Raw genomic sequence first — 20965 nt, forward strand, 5'->3', positions numbered from 1 at the left:
GCTCGGACTTCATACAACACACACGCTCAATCATGGACCTACGACTCGGCACATTCAATATCTCGATCTCGCGCAAGGCTGCCCCCCAGCAAGCGGCGCTGACGATCACCGGCGGCGGCACCAACTCGCCGTTCATTTTCAATCGGTATGACAATCCTCGACAGAATCTTCTGTTCATCCGCGAAACGGTATCGGCGGCGATGCATGCACGCAGCGAAGCGGTCGGACGCGGAACACTCCACGCATACGACACCAGCGGAGGAAAGCAGACTGCGCTTTCGGCGGATCATCCCATCGAACGCATTCTCGCAGCGCCGAACCCGTTGATGAACGGCACCGACCTGCTGGAGCTCATCTCGCAGTGGCTCGACGCCACCGGGAATGCGTTGTTACTCAAAGTCCGCAATGGCTACGGTCAGCCGAGCGAACTATGGCTGCTGCCCGCGACGAGCTATACGATCGAGCGTGGAACAGACGAACTGCCGGCATTCTACCGGTTCTTCCCCTCGAACACCCGCATCCCCGCGGCGGACGTCATTCACATCAAACGCTCCGATATTCGCACAGCGCCATTCAGCGGACACGCAATCCTTTCGGATATTATCGAGACGGCCATGACCGATAGCGCGCTGCGTTTGTATCAGCAGCGATTCTTCGACAACGATGCCATGCCTCGTGCGGTCATGCAATTCCCGAAAGGCACGACTCTCACGCAGGCACAGCTCGACGAGATCCGCGCGACCTGGGAGGCCAAGTACCAAGGGCCGTCGAACGCCGGCAAGCTCGCCATCCTGCCCGACGGCGGTTCTCTCGAAACGCTTGGCGTCGGTGCGAAGGAGCTTGATTTTGCCGAAAGCCGCAAAGCGTTGCGCGATTCGATCCGCGAAGCGTTCAAAGTCCCGAAGATCGTGCTTGGCGATACCGATGGGGTCAATCTCGCGAATGCGGAAACGAGCTACCGCGTGTTTATGCGCGATGTCGTCGATCACGCGCTCGGCAAGATCGCAGCAGCGCTCACACGCGGACTCGCGCTCGAATTTTCCATCTCGTTCGTCATCCGATGCGACGATATCGTACCGGAAGCAGAAGATAAATTACTCGGTCGCCTGCAAGAGCTCAAACAATCTCTGACTGTGGACGAACAACGGAAGCTACTTGGCCTCGGGCCGCTCCCAGCAGGGAAAGGAAATGTCTTTGTGGTCGGGACGAACGTCTACGACGCCAATTGGAAAGAAATCACTTGACGTATTCCATGATCGGCGGCTCGTCGTGAAAGATCGCATTCCCCCGGACTTTTTGTCGGTCGTCGGGTACCCAGAGGTAGAGCCAATCGTTCGTCAGCGATTCGATGAGCAGACGGACCTTTTCGAGATTCCAAGCCAACGCCAGGCCGATCACCGATTTCGAGAGCTTATCCTCGCAGTCGCACGGCTTGCCGACGGTGGCACCGATGCCAGCGCCGATCAGCATTGCCGGGATCGAACTGACGAAATCTCCTTGGACCGGAAGCTTCACCCGATTGATGGCGGTATCGGCAATCACCTGCATGTGGGTGTACGCCAGATATCGAGGGTCGGTTTGCTCGTAGGTCGGCAAGACGACGATCGCCGAATCGCGGATGCTCACAAGGGAATACTCTGTCGTACTTCCGTCGCGTAATTCTACTTCGATGCGATGCTTTGGCGCGCACGACGACAGTATGACGCATACGAGAGCGACTGCAAACGAACGTCGGGCAAGCGGCACGAACGGATAGACGGCACGGTGGCGAACGAGCGGCATCGCAGCTATTAACAGCCGCGTCGCAGGTTTGAATCGAAGAAGTTAATGCGACGTCTCGGCTGCGGGAGTCTGCGGAAATTGAGCGACGTCGGTTTGGAGCATCTGCACGTCTCGGTCGTTCGTGAGTTCGTATTCGCTGAACGACTTGCTCGTGAAGTATTCGAACGAATACCGCACAGCGTCATAGAGTGCCGACACATTATTGCCGAAGGCATTCACTCTGAATGCTCGACGCGTCGAAAAAATGTCAGCGATCGTCGGCAGGAACGTCCCCGCAAAGGACTGGTGATTGCGGCGATAGACACGGTCCACGGCTCGCGTCGGCAGAATCATCTCATGCAGTGAGAGCGCTTCGGCAGGCATGCCGGCCGGATCGATGTCGGAAACGATCAGCGCATCGTCGCCGACGGACAGCAGGTAGCAGTCCTTTAGGCTCGAATCGGTAAATTGCAGCGTGACGTGGTTCACGGATGAGTAATCGCGGGTAATCCCGCAACTTGCGAGCATAACTGCGAGGATCAGTATGGCTGCGTATCTCATCTGGTGTGTCCGTTCTCGAATTCTTCGGGGTCTGTCGTGACCGGTCCCCTTCATATTAAATAACACATCAAATTCGATTTTGATACACAAATGTAGATGAAAAAATGATGACCAATTTCTTACACGCACAACTGACGCATTTTCAATCCGCTACCGGATCTTTGCAAGTTCGGGCGGCTCCTCGTCATGGTAGATCGCACTATGCCGCAGCTTCGCTACATCCTCCGGACGACCGAGATCGAAGACCTGTTCTGCACGATGCGTCGACAAATATCCGACCGTCGCCCCAAGCGCAAGGCCGGAGAGCATACCGAGATAGGTTTCCTTCGTAAACTCGAAACTTCGGACGCCACGTTCGATCTCGGCCTGTGTCGACGGGCGTACGAGATCGCCGATATACGCGCCGGAGACGAGTCCGGCCGCTGAACAAATGCCGATCATCCGCCAATTATCCGACGCCGACTTGCCCACATACCTAACATGCTCGAATGGGATCGAGATCGATGCAGCGATCGTCGCATCGATATGATAGAATTCTTCGGTGTATGGCGAGACGACGAGCGCATGTTCGCGAACGCTCATCAGAAAGAATTCCTGACGTGAAATATCTGCCGTTTCGAGCATGATACGGCTGCCGTCGACAGGTCGACCGCCGGCCGCACAGGACGAGAGTACGACAACAAGCAAGAGCACGGGTACGAACTTCATCATCCAAATATACTGAGTTTGACACACAGAACAGCAACGCCTATGACACAGACACAACTGATCGAACACATCCGAAAGAGCGGCAAACTGCTGGCCGACGACGAGCAGATAAAGATCGCTGCCGACATCCTCTTCCCGCTGACCCCGAGCGACGAACGCGCACTTGCCGGCGAGACGACCACTTCGCGGCAACGCTGGCTCAAGATCGCTACCGCCGATGTCGACCGTGCTGGCGATGAGCTTGTGATCGAAGGAGTCGTTACCGCCAACTTCGAGCGCAACCCGCAATTTCTCTGGCAGCACGGAATGACCGAAGAGCCGATCCATACGATCGGCCGTATCGTGCGGCTCGTGCAAACCAAGAACGCACTCTACGCCCTTGCCGAATATGCTTCGGCCGACATCTCGCCTCTTGCCGGGAAGATATTCGATCTGGATATGGCTGGTCTGCTGCCTGCAAATTCGGTCGGATTCCAACCGATCGAGTGGGAGCCGAATGCACACGGCGGCGTCCGCTTCACGAAATGGGAGCTGATCGAAGTCTCAAAGGTCGAACTCCCCTGCAACCCGTTTGCCATCGACGACGGATTGCCAGGAAAACGCCTCTCGCTTTCCGACGCAGCGGGGCTGCTCTGACCATTCGTCCAGCGTATCGATTCACCAGTACCAACAACTAACATCCAAACCAACCACATATGATCACACACAACGAACACACCGACACACTCACCGCATCGCGTACCGAGCTGAAGCAGCTCATTGACGAAGCGGTCACACGACGCACCAAAGAACAACCGGACCGCTCGGCGCTGAAGGCATTTAATGTACTCGGCACGAAGTCGGCAGAGAAAGAGAAGATCCGCAAGACGTTCCGGTTCTTCTCCGCTCTTTCGGCAGGTGACCACGACGAGATGCGACGCATTCATGCGAGCTACGATCCCGAATACGTCAAGCTCTTGTCGCCACAGATCGAAGGGACGAGCTCGGCGGGCGGATACCTCGTCCCACAAGAGTTCTATGCCGATGTTGTCTTCGCACTCGGTGAATACGGCTTCGCCCGAAAGTATTGCCCGGTCGTGGAGATGAACTCGAACATTCTCAACGTCTCGACACTGGCAGGAAAACCGACGGTGCAATGGGTCGATGAGAATAATGTCATCAATGCATCGAAAGCAACCTTCGGACGCTTGACCCTCACGGCCAAGAAACTCGCTGCGATCTATCCGATCTCGAACGAACTCTTGCAGGATGCGAACATCGACGTGTACAACACGATCGTCCGCATCTTTGCGAACGTCTTTGCACAGGAAGAAGATACGCAGGTCTTCCGCGGCAACGGCACGCCGTTCACCGGCATCCTGAATACGGCGGGTGTCAACACGACATACCTCGGCGGCAGCTCGGCAAGCGGCAAGACGCACTTCCCGGACGTCACGTTCGACGATATGATCTCGCTCGTGCAGTCGCTCGCACCGGCATACCAGCGCGACGCGGCAATCTTCATCGAGCAGAATGCGCTCACCGAACTGCTCAAGAAGAAAGATGCGAACAGCCGCTACCTCTGGGATTTGACGAATGCGATCCTGCCGAACGTCACGCCGAACGGACCGCTTGCTCAGACGGCGCTGAGCTTCCGCGGCTTCCCGATCGTCGTGCTGCCGAACGGCATTCTCACGACGACCTACGATGCCAACCCGCACCCTGCGACACCGTTCGCCATTTTCGGCAACCTGAAGACGGCGGGTGCCTGGCTCGGTCAGCGTGGCGCGATGGACGTCCGGATCTCGTTCGATGCCACGGCCGATACGGTTAATGCATTCACGAACGATCTGCAGATGATGCGCCTGACCGAACGCATCGCCTTCGGCGTCGCACAGCCGAGCTATCTCGCTGTGCTCAGCACCAGCGCGTCGTAACTGCTCCACCCGGCGACGGCCTGTCGCCGAACACGATCAACGACTGAACATTGTACGGACGAGGCATGCCTCGTCCGTACCGGTCGTTCGCCCGATCACCACTCAATCACATCCATTCTCATCTATGCCAACATACACATCACCGGTCACCGTACCGGGCTTTCAGCTCTATATCAACGACCTCAGCGGCGACCCGACGATCCTCGGTTTTTTTCAGACCTTGCTCGACACCGCGACGGAACGAGTCTATACGTATCTCGATCTCGACTTCACCGCCAATGCGACGAAGACCGAGACCTTCGAGGGCAACGGCACCGACTATCTTCGACTGCATCAGCCGGCGAGCTCGGTCACCTCCTGGATCACGACCGACATCAACGGCGTCGCGACACCGCAAAGCATCGCACCGCTGCATCTATTCGAGAGCGGAATACTACTTGTCAACTCGCAAGGGACGTTCGACTCCGGCTATGAGCATAGCATCTCATACAAAACCCCACTGTCGTTAACTTGCCCCGAAACTGTGCGACAAGTCATTACGGAGATTGCAGCCGTGATGCTTCGCGAATCGAAGCAGGGAGCAGGGTCGCTTTCGAAAGCGATCGATTTGTATCGGGACACGGCCTCGCTCGCCCGCAGCGAATATGTCGAGCTGACCGATCGCCACCGTGCTATGCTTTCACCCTATAAGCGCTATGCCGTATGACACGAGAAGATAACTTTCATCACACTTTCGTCCAGCAGTTGGTCGCTTATGCCGTCTGGAAGTTTACGCCGTCGATGGGAATACGCGACATTCCCCTCTCGTCGTTTCCATGCTTCTCGCTCGAACTCGGCGATACGAGCTACACAACATTCGACTTCAACGGCAAAGCGACCCGGGGCCAGCAGGAATTCGAACTGCGTGTGTACCTAGCTGTCGGCGAGAATCAATACAACGAATCTCATACGCTGCGCAGCAATACGGTTGCATCGATCGAGCAGTTCATCAACACGCCCTATTACTCGCCGCCAACGATGTTGCCCGGCGATCTCTATTGCATCGACCGTGCTGAACTCGTCTCGATCGACGCATGGCGTTTCATCGCAAGCGAGTCGCGCTTCGTGCTGCACGTTCGTGCGAAATACACATTCAGTCTCTTTACATAATCACCGACACACTATCTGACCGATCACAATGACACCACTCTACTTACGGTACCGAAACGCAACGACCGATCCCTGGACTGTTCCGCCTGCACTGGGTGCATCCATACCCGGCTTGCCTGCCGGCGCCTTACCGCTCGAACACATGAAGCTATCGACCGGACCGCAGACCGAAACGCCGTGCGGTTGCTCGTCCACCGATCCCTACGTCGAAGATCACTATGGGATGGAAGCGGGGCTCAGCCCGATCCCACAGGCGGCTATGCCATCGGTTGCAACATATCTGCTACGGTTCAAACAGGCCGCGTATCACGAAGCAATGCACTCGCTGTATGCAAGCGGAGGCTTCACGAGCGCGGATCTCTCCGAACTATCGATTGCAAACGCCGACGGTCGCTCGTCGATCAACTTCCGCGTTGCCGCCAAGATCCTGGATGTCGTATGAGCGTATGCACGATTCGAGTTGCTCGAATAGTATTCGTCGTTGTACTGCTATTGTGCAGTGCGCGATGTGCACCCTCGCAGGTGCTTTCCGTTGATTCGCTCGAGCATCATGGGTATCGTGTCCATGTCTATAAGCCGACGCCACTGCGCACACGGACGATCGAAAAACTGGTTCACGATACCATCCGCGAGATCCGCTACCGAATATTGATCGTTCACGATACAATCACGCGCGATCGACGCACGATCGCGATCCAACAGAGCGTACAATACGTCGTGCTGCCTGAGCGATCGAACGACCGGTTCGCTCTCATGCTTGTCGGCAATGCAAATACGAACGGATACGGCATGCATCTGGGAGCACAGGTGTGGATCGGCGAACGCATCTGTTTCTTCATCGGCGGGGGAATGGGCTATAACAGCGTGACAAAGCTTACGCATCTGGACCTGGCAGGCCTACTGACGATACGTCTGTGGGAGCGACCCGATTAAAAACATCAAGGGCGGCTTTCGAGTATGCTTGCGCATACTCTCAGCCGCCCTTGCATTCTTTCCCCCGAAAGAACTCTTACTGAACCATGAGCTTCTGGCTCATGACCACATTCCCTGCCTGTACACGGAGGATGTACAGACCCGGCTTCAGGCCGCTCAGGTCGAGCGTCACCGTCTGCGCAGTGGTATCGGTTACGTTGCCGCTGAAGACTGTCTTCACGGCTGTACCCATCAAGTCATTGATCGTGATGTTCACGTCACTTGCAGCGCTAAGCGTGTAGGTGAACGATGCCGTTGCACCTGTCGGTACCGGATTCGGTACGATCGGCGTGACGACGAGCGGCATTGTGCCACCGCTGCCCGGTCCGCCCTTATGCGGCGGGTTTGGCATTCCACCACAATCCTTGCGGACGGCAATCAAGAGATCCTTGTACTGATCGAGGATCGACTTCAAGTTCTTCGCCAGATCGGTCATCTGCTGATGCAGAGCCTGGAGCTGCGCACGGATCGCAGCGATCGCAACGGAATCATGTGCTTTGAATGCTGCAAAGAGCTGGTGACGAAGCGTATCTGCCTGAGCCTGATCGGTCTGCAGACCATTCATATCTGCGGTGATCATCGCTGCAGAATCGGCCGGGATCTGCGACAGGAATACCTGGAAGCAGGAATCCTTCAGACCAACACGACCACCACGCGGCTTACCGAACGGCGGACGATGCAGCGTATCCATCGGACCGCCATGCAACGAGTCCATCGGACCATGCGGCGGACGAATGGTATCACCCGGAAAACCATGATGACCCGGACCGCCACGATGCTGCGCGAGGCTCAGACCCGAAGTAAGGATCAGGGCCAGAAGTGCTGCGAACACTGTAGTTGACTTTCTCATATCCTATTCAAATATAACGAGTTAGAAGATTGCGCGTCTTTCGTAACCGTCTGCTCTTTCAGTATTGACACAGTAATTTCTATTTCGTTTAAATATTTCGCCTCTTTTTTTCTTTTTTTTTCGTGTCAGGTGTCGTACAGAGGATTTATTGGTCACCCCTGCTTCAAAATTTGGTCACGAAAAATTAGATTTGTAACCGAAACGTCGGGACTTCCGACAAACTGCATGTATTCGGGCAATTCACGATCATTGTATCTCTATAAAAACATGAAGATAATTACCATCCTGCTTCTCTGCGGCACCTCTATTATATCCGCATGGGCACAGAACGGCCATTCGCTTCAAGGTGACGACGGACTCGGACACTACTTCTTGATCAGCGGCAGCGGACTAAATGCCGCAGCGAACAACTATACGCTCAGCCCAGGCGGCGGCCAGATACTAACCTCCGGCGGTCTCAGCGGCCTGGCTTGGATGCTCGGTGGCAATACCGGATCGGCACCGAACAATTATCTCGGGACGCTCGACAATGCACCGCTTGATTTCGTCACCGGCACCGGCGGACCGAACACACGGATGATCATCGATGCCGACGGCGAGGTCGGCATTGGCGTCACGCCGACCTTTGGCACAGTCAACCCGATGCTCTCGGTGCTTTCGACTCGCGCAGCAGATCCGTCCGGTTGGTACGACTGTATCGCCTACGGACATCACTTCTCGCCAACAACGATATGGAACAGCAACGTCACAATGCTCGATCTGTTCGCACAGATCACCAATAGTAGTAATAACTTCAACGGGTCGTACTTTGGTGTGCATTCGCAAGTATCCGTCGGACAAAATTTCAGCGGGGCGTTCAGCGACCTCGAAGGCGGCTTCTTCTTTTCGGACTTCGAAGGAAGCGGCAATGTCAACCAGCAGATCGGCACGATCGGCTGGACGTACAACAATAGCCAATCCGCCGCATCGACGAATACATATACCATCGGTACGTATGGACTGGTCGAGAACAGTGGGAAGGCAACGATCCTCAACGCATACGGATCGTATGCAGCGATGTATAACGTCGGCAGTGGCACGATTACCAATGCATACCTCTTCGGCGCAAACAATCCGGGAACAGCGGGCATCACAAATCTCTATGGTCTGTATGTGCCACAGCTCACTGGCGCAACGAATATTAACGCCATCCGCTACGATCATCCCACACGCCCGTTTGTGGTCGATGGCAACGGCAATGTTGGCGTAGATATGGATGCGCAGATTGGCGTCGCGCTTGCCGTTGGTACCGGCTCGAGCGGACATCCGCTCGTTCGCATCTTCAAGACTACTGCATCAAATCAATATGCTTCGGTAGACTATGCACCGTTCGGTGCAATCACTGCGGCAAACCCGAGATGGGGCAACGGTGTCATGGGCCTTGCATTTCCGAATAACAACTACTCGATCTGGTCCTTCGACGGAGCAAGCGACCACAACCGTGTGACGATCGATCCGGCCGGACTCGTCGGTATCAATACCTGGCCCACCTACCCCACCCTGTCAAGTCAGTTCACCGTCTATAATTCAGGTACTACCGATCCGACAGCGGGAAATCTGAACACGATTATGAACATGGATATCATTCCCTCTGTACCGATCACGCACAACGCCACGACCCTCAATGTGAACGCTGTCGTTGCGAACTCGTCGCAGAACTTCACCGCTGCCCTCGCCGCAGAGCGTGCAACCGCCTGGGCATTCGGTAACTATACCGGAACACTCGGCTACATGCAGGGCGGTAACTTCACTGTACAATTCCAAGCGCCATCCACTCTTTCCGGATGCGACGGCGTCGCAGGGACGGTAGTCAATATCGGTGCAACACCGGTGATCACTCAGGCACGAGGCGTTACCGGGCAGATTCAAAACATCGGGACATGCACGGTAAACACGGCATGGGCTCACTGGGCCGGTTTTCAAAGCTCGGGCGGCGGTAACATCGCAAACGCCATTATGTACGGAGGTGCGAACCCGGCAACGACAGGTATCACCAATCTCTACGGTGTCTATATACCGCAGCTCACTAGCGCGACGAACATCTTTGCATATTATTATGCCCATCCGACAACGCCGTTCGCTGTGACCGGCACCGGGAGTGTTGGTATCGGAACATCAAGTCCGTCCTCCCTCTTCTCCGTCGGTGCAGGCAGCAAATTTCAGATTGACGGAAACGGGGATATGGTTGCCATCAAGAACATCGCCTACTCATGGCCGTCGGCACATGTTGCAACGCTTGCAAGCGGGTATCTGGAGTCAGACAATTCCGGTGCGCTCTCGTGGCGTGGCAGCGTCGTTGTGAGTGCGGCAATCACCTTCAATAATACCGCGACCAATGGCGTCGATAACCAGACGGTCACGGTCAACGGAGCGGCGACCGGTGATGTCGTATCGCTCGGGATCCCGAACGGTGCGATGCCTGCCGGGATGGCATGGTATCAGGCGTGGGTCTCCGCTGCGAACACCGTAACCATCCGTTTCTATAATCAAACCGGTGCGAATCAGGCGCCCAGCGGCACGTTTTCCGTCAAGGTTACACATTAATCAGCTCTGTGTAGTACATACTGCGCCGGCTGCGCATCACGAGAGTGAGGCCAGCCGGCGCAGCGATTATCTTCGGCCCCAAAATATTCGTCTGCCTCAGCCAACATTCATAGTATATTGATACTGACATTGATGGGCACCCCCTCGCTCATGAAACAAGCCTTTACACCATATCGAACCGACGAGGTAATTGCGCTAGCGCGTAACGCCGCCCGACGATTCGCCGGCAGAACGATCGACGAAATCGCCGAGACGGAAGGTATTATTCTCGTTCGTCTCCCGGATGCACATGCCGAGCGCGAAGGATTCTGTTCTATCCTTTCTGTGCCATCGCCAAAACCCTTCGCAAGCGCTGCAGCTACCGATGAGATTCGCTACTCATTTACCGAGGAAATACACGTCACGTATCCTGCAATCGTAATCAATCCGCTTCGATGTAAGAACGAAGCTGTCGTGTTCTGGCATGAGTATTATCACCTGCTATACTCGCCATACCGGTCGTCACAAGCGACATTCTTCGACGGATATTCGACACGTGGCGTGCTGGACAAACAAGAAGAGCGTCGCGCAAACCTCTTCGCAACGCATGTCATCCGTTCCTGCTCGCAAGAGGACGATGATCTCAGTCTTCAAATGGAATGATCTTGCGAGTATACCATGTACTCGCCGCACTTCGGTAGAATATTACTTCAATACCGGATTCCTCATGAAATTAACCAGTCTGAGGATGACGAGGTCCATAAGATTCTGAATTTCCGCACCGGAACAAGTATAGTTATTCACGAGGATCGAGAACGCGATCGGCTCGTCGTCTTTTGTGCGAAGATATCCGCTGAGGCTGCGCGCACCGGTAAGCGAGCCGGTCTTGGCGTGCACATTCCCCATTGCGCGACTGTCATGCAACCGTGAGGACAATGTACCATCGACCCCCATGACCGGCAGCGACGAATCGAAGGCGGGATAAATCTTCTGGTCGGCAGCAACGTAGCGAAGCAGATTGACGATATCCGCCGCCGAGACAAGATCCATACGCGAGAGGCCCGAACCGTCGTAGAGCGCGATGCGGTCCGGTTCGATCCCGGCAAAATTCAGATACCGCTTGACCGCTTCGGCCCCCGTGCGCCAATCGCCTTTGCCAAGTGTTTCTTTGCCGATCGTTCGCATGAGCTGTTCGGCAAATTGGTTGTGCGATTTCTTGTTCACGACTCGCACGATCTCGGTAAGCGGCGGACTCAGATGATTGATCAGAATTCGTGTTGCATTATAATTAATGCGTTCGTCGAGGTCTGCGGCGCTCATCGCGCTGCCCGTCACGGTAATCCCATGCGATGCAAGAATCTCGCGAAAGACCGTTGCGATATAGAGTGGCGGGTCCTCGACCGAGAGCTGTTCGTTCACGGCCGGCGAACCGCGGTCGATGCTGCCTTGAATGCTGATCGTGTTCTCGCCGGATTCGCGAGTGATCGTGATCGAGTTCGACGGAGCCACCGCCGAATCACCCTGTTTGCGAGGCACGTCCCTCGTGACGGCAAGATCATTCACTTCGAAGTACTGCGACTCCGGCGTAATCTCATAGACCGGTTTCGCACCGCCACGTATCCCGGGGCTGACCGTCACACTGACGGCATTATCGGCGAACGACAGCCCCGACGATTGGGTCGCATAGTAATACGGAATATCTTCGAGCGTCCATCCGAGCGGATACTGATCGCTCGTGAAGTAACTTGCATCGCCGACGATGCTGCCGTCGATCTTCTCGATACCGAGCGCTTCGAGCGAATCGGCCCATTCGTCGAGAACGGCCGTCGGGTACGAGCCCGTGAACATCGACGGCGAACCGAGCGTCGGATCGCCCGAACCACGAATGATAATATCACCCTTGAGCACACGACGAACGAGTTTGCCGCCGGTGACCACTTGGGTCGAATACCGAAAGTCCGGCCCGAGCAAATGCAGCGCTGCGGCGGTGGTCACGAGTTTGAGATTCGACGCCGGCAGCAGGTTCTTCTCGGCATCGAGATTGAACAGCCGTTCACCGGTTTGCAACGACCGGACGTCAATCCCGATCTGCGCATTCGAATACTTCGGGTCGGCAAGCGTCGAAACCAGATCGCGCTGAAGGTCGGCGAGGGTGCGTTGTTGTTGCGGGGTTTCAGGGTGCTGCGGCGCGACGAGCGGCTGCGAACGGACGATGGCGCCACAGAGCGCAAGAAATAGGACGAACACAGTCCGACTTCCCGTGCGACTAAGAACCCGTTTGCGGCCGTCCATTGTTCTAAGGCCGGACAAATACCACCATATACTCACGCTCATATCGCAAGGAAAGCAACAATGGCACAAGCAGAATTAGTCGCAGAATCGAAGGCCTCCGGGGCCGCTACGCAGGACTTCCTGCCCCTCAACGGCATTGATCATATCGAATTTTATGTAGGCAATGCAAAGCAGAGCGCCTACTATTATCGCTCGGCGTTCGGCTTCAGCATTCGCGGCTACCAGGGCCTTGAAACCGGTTCGCGCGATCGTACAAGCTATCTCCTTGAGCAAGGGAAAGTACGCATCGTCCTGACGACGCCACTGACAAAAGACCATTATATCAACGAGCATCTCGCAACCCACGGCGACGGTGTGCATTCGATCGCCATCGAAGTCGACGATGTCGAGTCTGCCTACAAGGAGACGACCAAACGTGGCGCTGTCGGCGTGCAGGAGCCGCGCGAGATCACCGACGAGAACGGTACGTATCGCACGGCGTCGATTCGTACGTATGGCGACACGATCCATACCTTCGTCGAGCGCAAGAATTATAAAGGGTTTGCCCCAGGCTTTCGGATGGTGACGGAGCCCGATCCGGTTGCCCGGCCAACGGGTATTGCTGCTGTCGATCACATGGTCGGCAATGTCGGCTGGAACGAGATGAACAAGTGGGTAAAGTGGTATGAAGAGGTAATGGGCTTCCATGTGTTCGTCTCGTTCGACGATAGCGATATCAGCACAGAGTATTCGGCGCTGATGTCGAAAGTGATGGCGAGCGGTTCGGAAAAGATCAAATTCCCGATCAACGAACCCGCGACCGGCAAGAAGAAGTCGCAGATCGAAGAGTATGTCGAATGGTACAATGGCCCCGGCGTGCAGCACATTGCGCTCATCACCGGCGATATTCTCTCGACAGTCACGAAGCTGACCGAGCAGGGTGTCGAGTTCTTGCGCGTGCCGAGTTCGTACTACCGCGACCTCGAAGCCCGCGTCGGGAAGATCAACGAACCGATTGCCGAACTCGAGAAGCTCGGCATCTTGGTCGATCGTGACGACGACGGCTACATGCTTCAGATCTTCACAAAGCCGGTGCAGGACCGCCCGACCGTGTTCTTCGAGATCATCCAACGCCGTGGCGCCCGCAGCTTCGGCAAAGGTAACTTCAAGGCCCTCTTCGAGTCGATCGAGCGCGAACAAGCGCTCCGAGGGAATCTCTAAGTAAGACGGCTTTTCTGAACGAAGCGGCTCCGGCAAACGCCGGAGCCAAAGTAGCTCCGACTTTAGTCGGAGCGCACGCCCGCGAAAGCGGGCGATTGCATTTCTATCGAAAGTACTATGTTTGAAACCACCTCCGAGTTTTCGTCTTACCGGCGCAACCTCCCTCATTGGCAAATCGGAGGCTATACGTATTTTGTTACCTTCCGCGCACTGAGGATTCTGCCAAACAACTCACGCGATATCGTTTGTAAGAAGGTCCGTGACGGACATCATACGACTTACGATCTTCTCTTTGGGGTTGTCATGCCCGATCATGTTCACCTGCTGATACGGCCAACTAAAAAGGACACAGAAACTTGGCACCCGCTTCCCTCGATTCTTCAAAAAATCAAGGGAGGAACTGCTCGTGAGATCAATATAGCCGAACATTCGTCCGGTACACTGTGGCAAAAAGAGAGCTTCGATCGGATGATTCGTAATGAACACGAGTTGCTCGAGAAGTGGGAGTATATTTGGAACAATCCGATCAAAGCCGGGTTAGTTGATTCAATTGTCGAGTATCCATTCTATATTCGACCATCGGTTGGATGAATCCCATCCTGTGGATGGGACGCCGACTAAAGTCGGCGCTACTTTTTTGAACCCATGACCTACACCACCGACACTGCAACGATCTCCTACGAACTCGTTCACGAAGAAAAACGAGGCGATCATATCCCTCTGCTGTTTCTGCACAGCGCCCTCGGGACGCGACGCGAGTTCGACCGACTCAAAGAATACTATCCCGACCGGATGCTCATCCTGCCGGATCTCCCATCGCACGGTGAGAGTACGACAACGCTGCACGCAATCACAATGCACGACCTTGCGATGTGGATGCGGCGACTGGTCATCGAGCATCTGAAGATCCCAACCGTTGATATCATCGGCTACAGCATGGGCGGCTATGTCGCGATCACGCTGGCGCTCCAGGAGCCGCGACTGGTGCGCAGCATCGTTAGTCATGCGATGAAGTTCTACTGGACCCAGACCGCGATATCGGAAGCGCTTGCCGGTCTCGACGCCGATGCTATCAAAGCTCGCTCGGAGAAAGCCTACGCAGCACTGTCCGCGATCCACGAACCCAACGATCTTCACCGCACTGCGGCATTGGCTTCGTCAGTGATCCGGTCATTCGCTCAGAAGCAGTTAACCGAAGAAGACGTGAAGAAACTCGAATGTCCGCTGCTCGTATCGGTTGGCGATAACGACACGATGGTCACGCCGGAAGAAGTTACCCGTCTGTATGGAGCACTCGCACGAGAGAAGGCCTACCTCGCCATCCACCCGAACTCGCCACACCAGATCTCAAAGCTCGATCTTGGATCATTTACCTTTTCAAATCGACTGGTATTTGGTGGAGAGCGATAGATCAGGAGTCGCGAAGCCGAGCAACCAAGGAGTTGAGTTCGCCTTCCTTGAGAACACCAACAATCCAGAAGCGCAACGCACCTTGTGAGAACGACGCAACGGTATAGCCGTTGCGATCCCAACGGTGGAGCTCGTCCGAGAGGTGAGTGCCGCGGGGAAACTCATAGACATCTACCACCTCGCCTCTCAACTTCAACCGAATTACAGCCACCTGCTTACCCGCGACGTGCGCTGAGCGCGCCCCAAGAAGTTCATATCCACCCGACTCACTTGCCGAGAACGTTGGAGTGAACCCGACTGTCTCCCGGACCCACTCGGAGACGGCGGTGTAATCGGCGGAAGCGATCGAGCTTGCGACGCCTTGGGTTACTGCGTTCGTGTGGTCTGTCACGAATTCCGTCGCTTCGGCATCTTCGCTGCTCGGGACACTCCTATGAGTAAAGAACCAGACCGAGCACAGCAACGCCACGACACACGCCGCAACGCCTGCCATCCTCCACGAAATGATCGGGACCAATCGCTTCGCAGGAGGCGCCACCACAGCAGCGGCGCGGATGTGATCGCGAACGGACTCCGGCACCAGTTCTGAGGGAAACGCTGTCTTGAGCCGCTGATGTAATAGACTGTAGGCTCGAACTTGCTCGGCACATTGCGCGCAGGTGCGAAGGTGCTCGACGAAGTACGAGCGTTCTTCGGCCGAGAGTTCGCCATCGAGATACGGATGAAGCTGCGAATGAATATCCGGGGTCTCCACTTACGGTCCGGGATAAAGTTGAAGACGGAGCGAATCGCGCAAGATCGCGCGACCGCGAGATAGCCTGGACATGACAGTCCCGATCGGGATCTCGAGTACAAGCGCGATCTGCTTATAGTCGAGCTCCTCCAACTCTCGAAGCACGATCACTTCTCGAAACTCCGGCGGCAGCGCAGCAACCGCCGAACGCACTGCTAGCGATTCTTCCGATTGCACGAGCGAATCATCCGGCGAGACATCGTCGGACTGTATGCCGAAATGTTGCTCATCAAGCGATTCATGTCCCTGTCGGTTCTTCATTTGCTCGATCCACGTATAATACTGATTACGCACGATCTTCAGCACCCACGTCCGCGCATTGAGGCCTCGAAATGTATCGAAATAGCGCATTGCCCTGAGATATGCGTCCTGGACAATATCCGCGGCATCTGCCCTATTTCCGCACAACCGAAGCGCGAACGAATAGGCCGCATCCAGATGCGGCATGATCTCCTGTTCGAACCGTGCATGCTGTGTTTGGGGCCTCAAGCGATGAAGAGTGCCTCTGCAATAATAGTAATGACCGGAGGAGACCCTAAAATATTCCCAAAATTCTTTCGGGGAATAAGAACGGTCAAGCGGCAGTCAGTAGCAATATTCACAATTCATAACTCTATGCGTACTCGACTCGCTGTATTGAACGACACCCCGACCGACGGACCAAAAGCAACGCTCGTCATTCGACTGATGACAGGCTCAGTATTCTTCTGGGAAGGCATTCTTAAGTTCGTCTATCCCAATCAAGGCGTGGGCCGATTCACGAAGATCGGATTTCCGATGCCTGTGGAGTTGGCGACCTTCGTCGCGCTGCTCGAGATCATCGGTGGGCTTTGTTTGCTGTTTGGATATCGGACACGGATCGTATCCGCGCTGTTCATCGGGCAGATGATCGTCGCCATTCTCTCGACGAAGATCGCTCTCTATCTCGGAACATCTCCCTTGCCGCTCCCGCCCGCTCCGCCGACGGTAGGAATGTGGGCGGTATTGCACGAATCACGAGCGGATGTAGCCCAATTGCTGACGTGCGTGTTTCTGTTCTTGGCTGGTCCTGGTCCGATCTCGCTGGATGCTCGTCGCGTCTCGAGACCGGCAGGTGAGGTCAGTACTTCTTAACCTTCGGGTCGATGCGGTCGCTCCAGGCGTAGATGCCACCCTGAAGATTCTGCGCATTCGGGAAGCCGTTCTGGCGCAGGAAGGAAGTAACCATTGCGCTGCGGCTGCCGGTGCGGCAGACGATAACGAGCGGGATGTCACCGCGCAGTTCGTCGAGGTGTGCGGGAATCTCGCGCATCTCGATGAGCGTCCCGCCGATATTCGAGAACTGGAATTCATCCGGGCGGCGGCAATCAATAAGCTGATGCTCGACATTGCTGTCGAGCATCTTCTTAAATTCTTCTACGGTAATATCGAACGGAGGCATTCGCTCGTGGACGATCGTTTACGACAGGTTAAAGAATCGGATCGCTTGCTTTGCCAGATCGACAAGCGGCGTGAAATACACGCCAAGTACGATCGTTGGTACGAGGAACACGAAAATGTATGCCTGCGAATACCATGAGAATCGGATCGTGCCATCGGCCTGCACATCGGCGGCATCGGTCAACGGCGCGGTCTGCTCGTCAGCCTGCTTGATGAACATCGCCTGCATGACGCGGACATAATAATAGAGCGACACCACCGAGTTCAGCGCCATCACGATCGCAAGCCAGAGCCACTGGGGCTGCTTTAAGATCGCAAGGAAAATATAGAACTTGCCGATGAAGCCTACCGTAAGCGGTATGCCGGTAAGCGAGACTAAGAACAACGAGAATGTGACGGCAAGCATTGGCGACTTTTTCGCAAAGCCCTTATAGTCTTCAACCTCTTCCGAACCGATCTTGTTGGCGATCAGCATCACGACATAGAACCCGCCGAGGTTCATGAAGAGATAAGCGATCAGATACATGATGATCGACACCACGCCTGCATCCGACGCGCCCGGTGAAAGACCGATCACTTTCTGGCCGGCGCCGATCGTCACCAGACCGACAAGCATATACCCGGCATGCGCAATCGTCGAATACGCGAGCATACGTTTCACGTTCGATTGTCGCAATGCCGAGAAATTCCCCAGCGACATCGTCAGTGCTGCAATGACAGCGATTGCAAGCGGCCAATTGATCCATGGCTGCAACGTCTGACCATTTGCCGGCATCGCGAAGATCAGGAACCGCATGAGCATCGCAAATCCGCCGGCCTTCGACGCGACCGAGAGCAATGCAGTGACCGGGATCGGAGCTCCTTCGTACACGTCCGGTGTCCAGAAATGGAACGGGGCTGCGCTCACCTTGTACCCCATGCCGACAAGCGACAGAAGCACGGCACTCCAAAGTGCAGTGGTATTCACCGAGCCCATCACGAATTGTCCTTCAAGAATCTGTCGGATCGCAGTAATGTTCGTCGTACCGGTCAGTCCGTACAGGATAGAAAATCCGTAGATCATCAGCCCGGAACTGAATGCTCCGAAGAGCACATATTTCATCGACGCTTCGGTGCTCTTGGCATTGTCCTTCATGAAGCCTGCCATGATGTAGCTCGAAATGGAGACCAGTTCGAGTGACACATACATCATTACCAGATCCATCGACTCGGCCATCAGGAACATGCCGAGCGTCATGGCGAGCAAGAGTGAGTAGAACTCGCCGTTACGTCGGCCGCGCTCTTCGATCTCGCGAGACATCAACGACATACCGATCACGAGCATACCGGAAAGCGAAATGATCAGCTTGAAAAGCACCGCGAAGTTATCGACAACCGCCATCGAATAGAAGACATCCATTGTCTTCGTCATCGAATTCGCCATCGGCGGGAAGAGCGTCATCGTGTACGGGAAGATGCCTGTGCCACCTTGCCACGATTGATTGGGTGTCCACCACGTCATCTGCGTCAGCGACTCGACGAACGCCGCCGCAAGCACCAGTAGTGCGAACGACCCGACAAGTTTCTTGCCGGCCTTGTCTTTGATGAACAGATCGAGAATGATGGCGAGCAGGAACCCACCGGTCACGATCGTCTCCGGCACGAACTTCGTCATGCTCTCAGCGACGAACTGACCGACGCTTCCGGCGCCCAGTGCGACTGTCTCAAGTAATGATACGTGCATACACTTCGCGTTGAACTCACAAGTCCGCCTCAGACGGCGGACTCATGCAGAAAAAATTACTTCAGGATCGAGGCGGCCTGTGCGGCGTGCGGCGCGGCTTTGTGGACGAAGTCCGCAAGCTGGTTCACACTCGTCATCATCAGGTTCAGGATCGGCGCCGGGTAAATACCCAGGAAGATCACGATCACTGCAAGCGGCACGAGCGCGACAAGCTCGCGGCCGTCGATATCGACGAGACCGTTCCAACGCTCCGGCAGCGTGCCGAGGAACATGCGCTGGAGTGCCCAGAGCATATATGCGGCCGTGAGAATGATACCGAGCGTCGAGAGAATCGTCCAGAACTGGAAGGCCTGGAACGAGCCCAAGAAGACGAACGCCTCGCTAATGAAGCCCGAGAAGCCCGGCAGACCGAGTGACGCGAAGTAGCAGATCACGACGAGCGCGAAGTACTTCGGCATCTTGTTTGCCAAACCGCCGAACTCATTGAGTCCGCGCGTATGAGCCTGATCGTAGAGCACACCAACGCTCAAGAAGAGCATTGCCGTGATCGTCCCGTGATTGAACATCTGGAAAATTGCACCGGCCATGCCCTGCGAATTCAGCGATGCCATGCCAAGGAGCACATAGCCCATGTGGCTGACCGACGAATAGGCGATAAGCTTCTTCAAATCCTTCTGAGCCATGGCACAGAATGCACCATAGACGATATTGATGAAGCCGAAGATCACGAGATACTGACTCGTCGCAACGGCGATCTCGGGGAAGATACCGTAGCAAATACGAAGGATACCATACGTACCCATCTTGAGCAATACGCCTGCAAGAATCACCGAGATAGCAGTCGGTGCTTCGACGTGTGCATCCGGCAACCAGGTATGGAATGGGAACATCGGGATCTTGATGGCGAAGCCGAGGAAGAGTCCGAGATAACCGATGTAGCGCCAGGTCGTCATCGAACCCGCAAAGATCGAGCCGGCCATGTGGTTCGCCGGGTTCATCATGTCGAGCAGGTTGAACGTGTGGTACGGCGTACCGCCCATGTTTACGACCGTCGTCATGTTCAGCCCGATCATGACCAGAAGCATGAAGATCGAACCGAAGAGCGTATAGATGAAGAACTTGATCGCTGCATACTCGCGGCGTGGTCCGCCCCAGATACCGATGAGGAAATACATCGGCAACAGCATCAACTCCCAGAAGATATAGAAGAGGAAGAAGTCGAGCGAGACGAAAACGCCCATCATTCCTGTCACGAGCAAGAGATACATCATGAAGTATCCCTTCTCGTTCTTATGGATCGAGAAACTGGCGATCGCGCCAACGAAGGCGACGAGCGCCGTCAGCAGCACCATCAGGACCGAGAGTCCGTCGATGCCCATCGCATAGTCAATGGCAATGTTGCCGAAGATCGGCAGGCCACCGAGGCGGATCCAGGAGAAGCGCTCCGTAAACTGGAACTGCTTCGGATCGTTGATTCCGGCGATCGAACCGTTAAAGTTCATCCACAAGATGATGGCAAAGATGATCTGCAATGCCGTCACCGCGACGGTGACGCCTCTGAGCATCTTCACATTCGTCTTCGGCAAGAAGGCGATGACGATCATTCCGAGCACCGGAAGGAACGTCAGGATCGATAGGATCGGAAAGTT

General features: G+C 55.3%; 23 protein-coding genes. 13 read left to right on the forward strand and 10 right to left on the reverse strand.

All coding sequences use genetic code 11. The features are described 5' to 3' along the window. Nucleotides 1-32: 32 nt before the first annotated feature. Nucleotides 33-1244 (forward strand): phage portal protein, encoded by a 1212-nt coding sequence (locus JSS75_09350; protein ID MBS1903897.1) that lies wholly within the window; start codon nt 33-35, stop codon nt 1242-1244. Here the strand turns inward: JSS75_09350 and JSS75_09355 are convergent. From JSS75_09355 to JSS75_09365, 3 genes are all read right to left on the reverse strand, one after another. Continuing rightward, on the reverse strand, nt 1237-1782 hold the full coding sequence (locus JSS75_09355) for a hypothetical protein (protein MBS1903898.1): 546 nt from the start codon (nt 1780-1782) through the stop codon (nt 1237-1239). The two genes, JSS75_09350 and JSS75_09355, sit on opposite strands and share 8 nt — an antisense overlap. A gap of 42 nt (nt 1783-1824) precedes the next feature. Beyond that, entirely contained in the window at nt 1825-2322 is a 498-nt protein-coding gene (locus JSS75_09360; protein ID MBS1903899.1) for a hypothetical protein, read from the reverse strand. Between the two features lie 150 nt (nt 2323-2472). Next, entirely contained in the window at nt 2473-3030 is a 558-nt protein-coding gene (locus JSS75_09365) for a hypothetical protein (protein ID MBS1903900.1), read from the reverse strand. A gap of 42 nt (nt 3031-3072) precedes the next feature. Between JSS75_09365 and JSS75_09370 the strand changes: the two genes are divergently transcribed. From JSS75_09370 to JSS75_09395, 6 genes are all read left to right on the forward strand, one after another. Next, nucleotides 3073-3666 (forward strand): hypothetical protein, encoded by a 594-nt coding sequence (locus JSS75_09370; GenBank protein ID MBS1903901.1) that lies wholly within the window; start codon nt 3073-3075, stop codon nt 3664-3666. Between the two features lie 59 nt (nt 3667-3725). Next, nucleotides 3726-4946, forward strand: coding sequence for a phage major capsid protein (locus JSS75_09375; protein ID MBS1903902.1), 1221 nt, complete (start codon nt 3726-3728; stop codon nt 4944-4946). A 124-nt stretch (nt 4947-5070) separates the two neighbouring features. Next, nucleotides 5071-5652, forward strand: coding sequence for a hypothetical protein (locus JSS75_09380; protein MBS1903903.1), 582 nt, complete (start codon nt 5071-5073; stop codon nt 5650-5652). Continuing rightward, nucleotides 5649-6095 (forward strand): hypothetical protein, encoded by a 447-nt coding sequence (locus JSS75_09385; protein MBS1903904.1) that lies wholly within the window; start codon nt 5649-5651, stop codon nt 6093-6095. The genes JSS75_09380 and JSS75_09385 overlap by 4 nt, the downstream gene beginning before the upstream one ends. Nucleotides 6096-6123: 28 nt before the next feature. Then, on the forward strand, nt 6124-6537 hold the full coding sequence (locus JSS75_09390; GenBank protein MBS1903905.1) for a hypothetical protein: 414 nt from the start codon (nt 6124-6126) through the stop codon (nt 6535-6537). Between the two features lie 80 nt (nt 6538-6617). After that, nucleotides 6618-7028 carry a hypothetical protein gene (locus tag JSS75_09395; protein MBS1903906.1) on the forward strand — a complete coding sequence of 137 codons (411 nt, stop codon included), beginning with the start codon at nt 6618-6620 and terminating at the stop codon, nt 7026-7028. A gap of 76 nt (nt 7029-7104) precedes the next feature. Here JSS75_09395 and JSS75_09400 read toward each other — a convergent pair whose 3' ends face one another. Further along, entirely contained in the window at nt 7105-7917 is an 813-nt protein-coding gene (locus JSS75_09400; protein MBS1903907.1) for a T9SS type A sorting domain-containing protein, read from the reverse strand. Nucleotides 7918-8184: 267 nt separating this feature from the next. Here JSS75_09400 and JSS75_09405 point away from each other — a divergent pair, with 267 nt between their 5' ends. Next, nucleotides 8185-10500, forward strand: coding sequence for a hypothetical protein (locus tag JSS75_09405; GenBank protein ID MBS1903908.1), 2316 nt, complete (start codon nt 8185-8187; stop codon nt 10498-10500). Nucleotides 10501-10650: 150 nt separating this feature from the next. Next, complete coding sequence (locus tag JSS75_09410) at nt 10651-11142, forward strand: hypothetical protein (GenBank protein MBS1903909.1); 492 nt, start codon at nt 10651-10653, stop codon at nt 11140-11142. 42 nt (nt 11143-11184) lie between these two features. Here JSS75_09410 and dacB read toward each other — a convergent pair whose 3' ends face one another. Further along, nucleotides 11185-12726 carry a D-alanyl-D-alanine carboxypeptidase/D-alanyl-D-alanine-endopeptidase gene (gene dacB, locus JSS75_09415; GenBank protein ID MBS1903910.1) on the reverse strand — a complete coding sequence of 514 codons (1542 nt, stop codon included), beginning with the start codon at nt 12724-12726 and terminating at the stop codon, nt 11185-11187. A 105-nt stretch (nt 12727-12831) separates the two neighbouring features. On the opposite strand from dacB, the gene hppD reads away from it, so the two are divergent. From hppD to JSS75_09430, 3 genes are all read left to right on the forward strand, one after another. Further along, the gene (hppD, locus tag JSS75_09420) at nt 12832-13971 is read left to right on the forward strand and encodes a 4-hydroxyphenylpyruvate dioxygenase (GenBank protein MBS1903911.1); all 1140 of its coding nucleotides are present in this window, start codon (nt 12832-12834) and stop codon (nt 13969-13971) included. A gap of 117 nt (nt 13972-14088) precedes the next feature. Next, nucleotides 14089-14562, forward strand: a complete 474-nt coding sequence (locus tag JSS75_09425) for a transposase (GenBank protein ID MBS1903912.1) — start codon at nt 14089-14091, stop codon at nt 14560-14562. Between the two features lie 54 nt (nt 14563-14616). Then, nucleotides 14617-15381, forward strand: a complete 765-nt coding sequence (locus tag JSS75_09430; GenBank protein ID MBS1903913.1) for an alpha/beta fold hydrolase — start codon at nt 14617-14619, stop codon at nt 15379-15381. Nucleotide 15382: 1 nt separating this feature from the next. Here JSS75_09430 and JSS75_09435 read toward each other — a convergent pair whose 3' ends face one another. Continuing rightward, a complete protein-coding gene (locus JSS75_09435; GenBank protein MBS1903914.1) occupies nt 15383-16135 on the reverse strand; it encodes a zf-HC2 domain-containing protein in 753 nt (250 codons plus the stop codon). After that, complete coding sequence (locus JSS75_09440) at nt 16136-16621, reverse strand: sigma-70 family RNA polymerase sigma factor (GenBank protein MBS1903915.1); 486 nt, start codon at nt 16619-16621, stop codon at nt 16136-16138. A gap of 168 nt (nt 16622-16789) precedes the next feature. On the opposite strand from JSS75_09440, the gene JSS75_09445 reads away from it, so the two are divergent. Continuing rightward, entirely contained in the window at nt 16790-17287 is a 498-nt protein-coding gene (locus JSS75_09445; protein MBS1903916.1) for a DoxX family protein, read from the forward strand. On the opposite strand, the gene JSS75_09450 is transcribed toward JSS75_09445, so the two are convergent. Genes JSS75_09450 through JSS75_09460 form a run of 3 tightly spaced genes read right to left on the reverse strand, consistent with a single transcriptional unit; the run spans nt 17274 to nt 20956 of the window. Then, nucleotides 17274-17594 (reverse strand): rhodanese-like domain-containing protein, encoded by a 321-nt coding sequence (locus tag JSS75_09450; GenBank protein ID MBS1903917.1) that lies wholly within the window; start codon nt 17592-17594, stop codon nt 17274-17276. The two genes, JSS75_09445 and JSS75_09450, sit on opposite strands and share 14 nt — an antisense overlap. 18 nt (nt 17595-17612) lie before the next feature. Then, nucleotides 17613-19316, reverse strand: coding sequence for an NADH-quinone oxidoreductase subunit N (locus JSS75_09455; GenBank protein MBS1903918.1), 1704 nt, complete (start codon nt 19314-19316; stop codon nt 17613-17615). Between the two features lie 56 nt (nt 19317-19372). Further along, nucleotides 19373-20956, reverse strand: a complete 1584-nt coding sequence (locus JSS75_09460; protein MBS1903919.1) for an NADH-quinone oxidoreductase subunit M — start codon at nt 20954-20956, stop codon at nt 19373-19375. Nucleotides 20957-20965 lie beyond the last annotated feature (9 nt).

The organism is Bacteroidota bacterium (assembly GCA_018266755.1).
In the GTDB taxonomy this organism is placed as follows: domain Bacteria; phylum Bacteroidota; class Ignavibacteria; order Palsa-1295; family Palsa-1295; genus JAFDZW01.